Here is a 4,838-nt window from a genome sequence, read left to right on the forward strand (position 1 = left end):
CCAGTCGATCCCGCCCGCGGCATCCTCGGCTGCCTGGATGCGAGACAGCAGCATCTTCCAGGTTCCATCAGCTGACCAGCGACGATGCCGTTTATAGACCGTTTCCCACGGCCCGAACCGCTCCGGCAGATCCCGCCACTGCACACCCGTCCGCACCCTGTAGAGAACCCCGTTGATCACCCGCCGGTGATCACTCCACCGTCCCCCACGCGCACCACCAGGAGGTAAGAACGACTCGAGCCGATCCCACTCCGCATTCGTCAGATCCCCACGTCCCATGAAGCCAGCCTGCCCCCAACACCCCACCCACGTCCGGAGATCCGAGAAACAGTGCCTAATACTCCAGCCGGACTTCGGTGTATGCCCTGGTCAACGGCTTGAGCGTGGGGATTTTAGCGGGATGGTGCCGGGTGCGGGGCGGGTTCGCCCGGCCTGCCCTGCGAACGAGTGCTGTGGCTACTGGCGGCACTTTGACCGCGGCGTCGACGCGAGTGCAGCCTCAATAGGACCCCAGCGGCGAGGCAAGGGCCCCTTGGGGTGATCATCATGTGATGGACCAAGACTTGTGGGCGGTGCTTCCGGATGGGGAGCGCGATCAGTGGGAGTACGTGTCGGGGCAGGTACTTGGGCCATTGCGCTTTGGGATGAGCTGGACGGACTGCATCGCCGCCATGGCCAGGCACGGCTTCACCGAAGTTTCGGATGCGACCGAAGTGGGCTGGCGCGTCGCCGAGTTCCGCAAGCCGGAGCCGCACTCATGGCAGGCGGCGGTGAAGTGCTACTTCGACGTGGTCGACCGGGAACGTGTTCTGGAGTACGTACTCGTCGACGGACGCACAGGCCCACAGGTCACCTGCGAGGGGATCCGCCTGATCGGCCGTGTGCCGTCGGAAGTCGCTCAGGAGATGGAGGCGCACGCCGTTGCATACGAGACAGGCCTCAGATTCAGCTACGGCGGAGATGTCTTTTGTGACGGCTTCGAGATGGAGCCGGGCACACAGCGTGCTGGCGACAGCGTCGTGACCTGGGCATTTTTCTTCAGGGCAGGGGAAGACCACAGCACCGCCAGGGATGGCGCTCCTGCGGCGATCCGGCAGCACCGGTAGGCCGATTGCAGACCGCGTCGAGTTGCCGGCCGGGCCGCCTGCCGAGCCGCGTAATCTATGTCTCCACGACGCTTTCGCCGCCAGCCGTGGCAGTGGGCTCAGATGCGAACCAACAACACCAGGCTGGCTAATACTCAAGCCGAACTCTGGTGTATGTCCTGGTCAACGGCTTGAGCGTGGGGATTTTAGCGGGGTGGTGCCAGGCGCGGTGTGGGTTCGCCCGGCCTGTCCCGCGAACGAATGACCACGCCGTGTGTAGTGGTAGCGGCGGGGACAGTCATTGTGTGTGATCGATGACCTACCTGCCTCCGTGTGGGAACAAGGGCTGGAAGAACTTTTCTTTCGGATCGGGCGCCGCTTCCCCCGCGTCGAGCCCAGACGTCGGATGCGGGACTACGTGCGAGGTCTGCTTGGACCCGTGGGGCGCAAAAACTCGTGGCAACTGGCCGAGTTCGCCGGGCACTCCACCCCTGATGGGCTGCAGCACCTCCTGGCGAAGAGCCGCTGGGAGGCCGACGAGATACCGACGACCTGCAGGGTTACGTTGCCGAACACCTCGGCGCCGACGACGGCATCCTGATCATCGATGACACCGGCTTCGTCAAAAAGGGCATCACCTCAGCCGGGGTGCAACGACAGTACTCAGAAGCTGTTGTCTTTCCGGGGTTGAGGACTTCGTTTTCGCTGGTCGGGCATAGAGTCGGCGATCCCGTGGGAGTGGTGGCCTGTCGTGTCGTTGCTCCCGTGGAGGTCGTGGATGCCGTCGGTCGTGGGGCTGCTGGAACAGCGCGAGCTCGCTGCTCGCCGTCGCGCGGACGAGTTGCGGGAGGAGTCCGACCGTATCCAGGCTGAACTGGCCGTGGCCGAGCGGGACTGGGAGGAATGGGCCATTGCCCGCTCGCGGGTCGGCGAGGTGCTGGCCCCGGCGGACAAGACCGGTCATGGCCACGACCGGGCAGTGCCGGCCGCCGACGGGCAGGCCGAGCAGACGTCGTCAGTGCCGGGGGCGGTGAAGCCGAAGTCGCAGGTGCCGGTGTGGCGTGAGCAACTGGCCTGGTCGGTGCTGTCGGTGGACTACCAGCGCATCCTGCGGCTCCTTGCGGACCGGGGCCGGCTCGGACAGGGCCCGGCAACTTGCCAGGAAATGGCCGCGGGCTTCGGCATGGACGTGGTGCCGGCGCGGGTGGAGGCACTGCGGTCGAAGGCAAAACGCCTGGTGGCCCGTGGCTGGGCGGTCGAGTCGGCGCCGGGACGGTTCACGCTCGTCCGCGGCGTGAGTGGGCCAGGCGGCGGGTCATGAGCAGGATCATCGACCAGTAGATCACGGCTTCGGCGCTGGTGGTGCGGCGCTCGAAGTCGCGTGCCAGGCGGTGACTTTGCATCAGGCGGGCGAAAGGGCGCTCGACGATCCACCGCTTGGGCAGCACCACGAACTCTTTCTGATCGTCGCTGCGTTTGACGATCGCCGACACGAGGGCGAGCGTGGTCAGGAAGTGCTCGACGAGGAAGCCGGTGTAGCCGCATTCGGCCCAGATGAGGGCGATGCGGTGGAACGAGGCCCCCGGCCATCTGGTGTCGGGGGCCATCGGCGTTACGCCCGCCACAACCTCGTCGAGCAACTGCGCGCTGCCGGCCTGGGCACCTTGGCTGATCTCGGCTTCACCTGCCGGGACCACGATCCCGACGTCCCGGTGGTCGTCACCGGCTACAAGTCGGCCCGCACCGAGCCGCTCACGGCACGAAGAGGAGATCAACAAGCTGACCGCAAAGGAACGGCCGGTATGCGAGGGTCCCGACGGAAGTTCCTCATGTGTCGTCAGGGGACAAAGGGAGCGTCGTCACCGACATCCACGACCTCCACGGTGTCTCCGTTGCTGTCGGTTGCGACGCTGTGCGCGTCGCCCCGATCGGGAACGGGCGGAATGTCCGTACAGGTGCGCGGCTCAGGATCGACGGCGGCTTTGGCGCTGGGTACAGCGCCGCTCGCAAGCCCTACTCAGTAGTCAGTTTCAGCACAGGTGCTCGCGCGCGGCTTCCTGGCGAATATACGTGAACTTCCCCACATCTTGCCCCATTTGTGCGGTGAGGGAGTCCTGATCGCGTCGCGGGGCACCTTTGCAGAAGGTCAATCGCTCGCCGTCGAAAAGCATGTCAAAATCTGCCTTAGATGCTGAAATGACATTTCTCCTCCATTTCTCACCGGATTTGGTACCCGGGGCCTTGTCTAGGACGTCGTCCAGGTAGCGACGTTCCGCTTCGCTCATGGACTCACCATCGATACCGGCGACCACGTGAGGGCGAGGAGTCGATGTTCCCTCCGTTACCGAGGCGGGAGGAGAGCACGCTGCGAGCGCTACAAGAACAGCTATGAGAAAGATTCTGACGGTGCGCTTCATGCGACGGACGTTAACAGCGGCACGCGCATACGGTCACCACCCAGGCGTAGCGCCCTGAGAAGCTGTTGTCCTTCCGGACTTGAGGGCTGCGTTTCCGTTGGTCGGGCGTAGGGCCGGAGGTTTGGTGGGAGTAGTGGCCTGTCGTGCTGTCGCTCCTCGGGAGGTCGTGGATGCCTTCGGTGGTTGGGCTGTTGGAACAGCGCGAGCTCGCTGCTCGCCGTCGCGTGGGCGAGCTGTGGGAGGAGGCTGACCGCATCCAGGCGGAGTTGGCCGTGGCCGAGCTGGAATGGCAGGAGGAGTGGGTGGTCGCCCGCAGGCGGGTCGATACGCTGCTGGCTCCGGACGGCGGCGGCATCGCTGACACGGAGGTCACCCCTGATGTGTGGGATGTGGACGCGCAGCCGGCGTCCCGGGATGCGGTGAAGCCGAAGTCGCAGTAGCGCCGGCGCGGATTGAGGTGCTGCGGTCGAAGGCGAAATGCCTGGTCGCCGTCGCGCACGGCTGGCTTGCCAAGCTGGCGCCGGGCCGGTTCATGCTGGCTGCAGGCGCGGCCGGGCTAGGCGGCGCGTCATGAGCAACGTCATCGACCAGTAGATCACCGCCTCGGCGCTGGTGGTGCGGCGTTCGAAATCGCGCGCCAGGCGGCGGGTGCGCATCAGGTGGGCGAAGAACCGCTCTACGATCCACCGCTTGGGCAGCACCACGAACCCCTTCTGGTCGTCGCTGCGCTTGACGATCGCCAAGACCAGGGCGAGCGTGGCCAGGCAGTACTCGACCAGGCTGCCGGTGTAGCCGCCGTCGGCCCAGACCAGGGCGAGCCGGTGGTGCGCGTCGGTCACCTGCTCAAGCAGGACCTGGGCGGCGGCGCGGTCGCCGGTGTCCGCGGCGGTGACCATCACCGCAAGCAGCAGGTCGAGCGTATCGACCACGACATGCCGCTTGCGCCCGTTGATCAGCTTGCCGCCGTCAAAGCCGCGGCTGTCGGCCCCGACGACGGCATCCGCCTTGACGGACTGCGAGTCGATCACCCCGGCCGTCGGCTCCGCATCCCGCCCCTCCCCCTCGCGGACCTCGGCGCGCAGCCGGTCGTGGAACTCCTTGATCAGGCCGTGGTCGCGCCAGCGGCGGAAGAAGGCGTAAACGCGGTCCCACGGTGGGAAGTCGGCGGGCATCGCCCGCCATTTGATGCCGTTGTCGACCAGGTAGCGGATCGCATCAAGTATCGCCCGGTGGCAATACGCCTCCGGCTGCCCTCCCTGGCCGCGCATCCAGCCAGGCACCGGCAGCAACGGCTGGATGGCCGCCCACTCCGCGTCCGTCATGTCAGTCGGATAGC

At 66.1% G+C, this 4,838-nt stretch carries 7 protein-coding genes and 1 pseudogene; 4 read left to right on the forward strand and 4 right to left on the reverse strand.

The genetic code is table 11. The annotated features are described in order from the left end of the window. A partial coding sequence (locus ACFU8Q_RS39105) for a transposase (RefSeq protein ID WP_384464251.1) occupies nt 1-279 on the reverse strand: 279 nt, incomplete at its 3' end. 272 nt (nt 280-551) lie between these two features. On the opposite strand from ACFU8Q_RS39105, the gene ACFU8Q_RS39110 reads away from it, so the two are divergent. The 3 genes and pseudogenes from ACFU8Q_RS39110 to ACFU8Q_RS39120 all read left to right on the forward strand — a co-directional run bounded on the left by ACFU8Q_RS39110 (nt 552) and on the right by ACFU8Q_RS39120 (nt 2,406). Beyond that, the gene (locus ACFU8Q_RS39110) at nt 552-1,106 is read left to right on the forward strand and encodes a hypothetical protein (protein WP_384464254.1); all 555 of its coding nucleotides are present in this window, start codon (nt 552-554) and stop codon (nt 1,104-1,106) included. Nucleotides 1,107-1,386: 280 nt separating this feature from the next. Beyond that, a pseudogene (locus tag ACFU8Q_RS39115) lies at nt 1,387-1,958 on the forward strand (transposase). Further along, complete coding sequence (locus tag ACFU8Q_RS39120; RefSeq protein WP_384464257.1) at nt 1,864-2,406, forward strand: hypothetical protein; 543 nt, start codon at nt 1,864-1,866, stop codon at nt 2,404-2,406. The pseudogene ACFU8Q_RS39115 and the gene ACFU8Q_RS39120 overlap by 95 nt, the downstream one beginning before the upstream one ends. Here ACFU8Q_RS39120 and ACFU8Q_RS39125 read toward each other — a convergent pair. Together ACFU8Q_RS39125 and ACFU8Q_RS39130 are read right to left on the reverse strand one after the other, a co-directional pair. After that, on the reverse strand, nt 2,363-2,782 hold the full coding sequence (locus ACFU8Q_RS39125) for a transposase (RefSeq protein WP_384464259.1): 420 nt from the start codon (nt 2,780-2,782) through the stop codon (nt 2,363-2,365). The genes ACFU8Q_RS39120 and ACFU8Q_RS39125 overlap by 44 nt on opposite strands. 333 nt (nt 2,783-3,115) lie before the next feature. After that, nucleotides 3,116-3,370 (reverse strand): hypothetical protein, encoded by a 255-nt coding sequence (locus ACFU8Q_RS39130; RefSeq protein ID WP_384464263.1) that lies wholly within the window; start codon nt 3,368-3,370, stop codon nt 3,116-3,118. A 302-nt stretch (nt 3,371-3,672) separates the two neighbouring features. On the opposite strand from ACFU8Q_RS39130, the gene ACFU8Q_RS39135 reads away from it, so the two are divergent. After that, nucleotides 3,673-3,942 carry a hypothetical protein gene (locus ACFU8Q_RS39135; protein ID WP_384464266.1) on the forward strand — a complete coding sequence of 90 codons (270 nt, stop codon included), beginning with the start codon at nt 3,673-3,675 and terminating at the stop codon, nt 3,940-3,942. Nucleotides 3,943-4,032: 90 nt separating this feature from the next. Here the strand turns inward: ACFU8Q_RS39135 and ACFU8Q_RS39140 are convergent. Further along, a partial coding sequence (locus ACFU8Q_RS39140; protein WP_384464269.1) for an IS5 family transposase occupies nt 4,033-4,838 on the reverse strand: 806 nt, incomplete at its 5' end.

The sequence above is a fragment of the Streptomyces sp. NPDC057543 genome (assembly GCF_042801895.1).
Classification (GTDB): Bacteria; Actinomycetota; Actinomycetes; order Streptomycetales; family Streptomycetaceae; genus Streptomyces.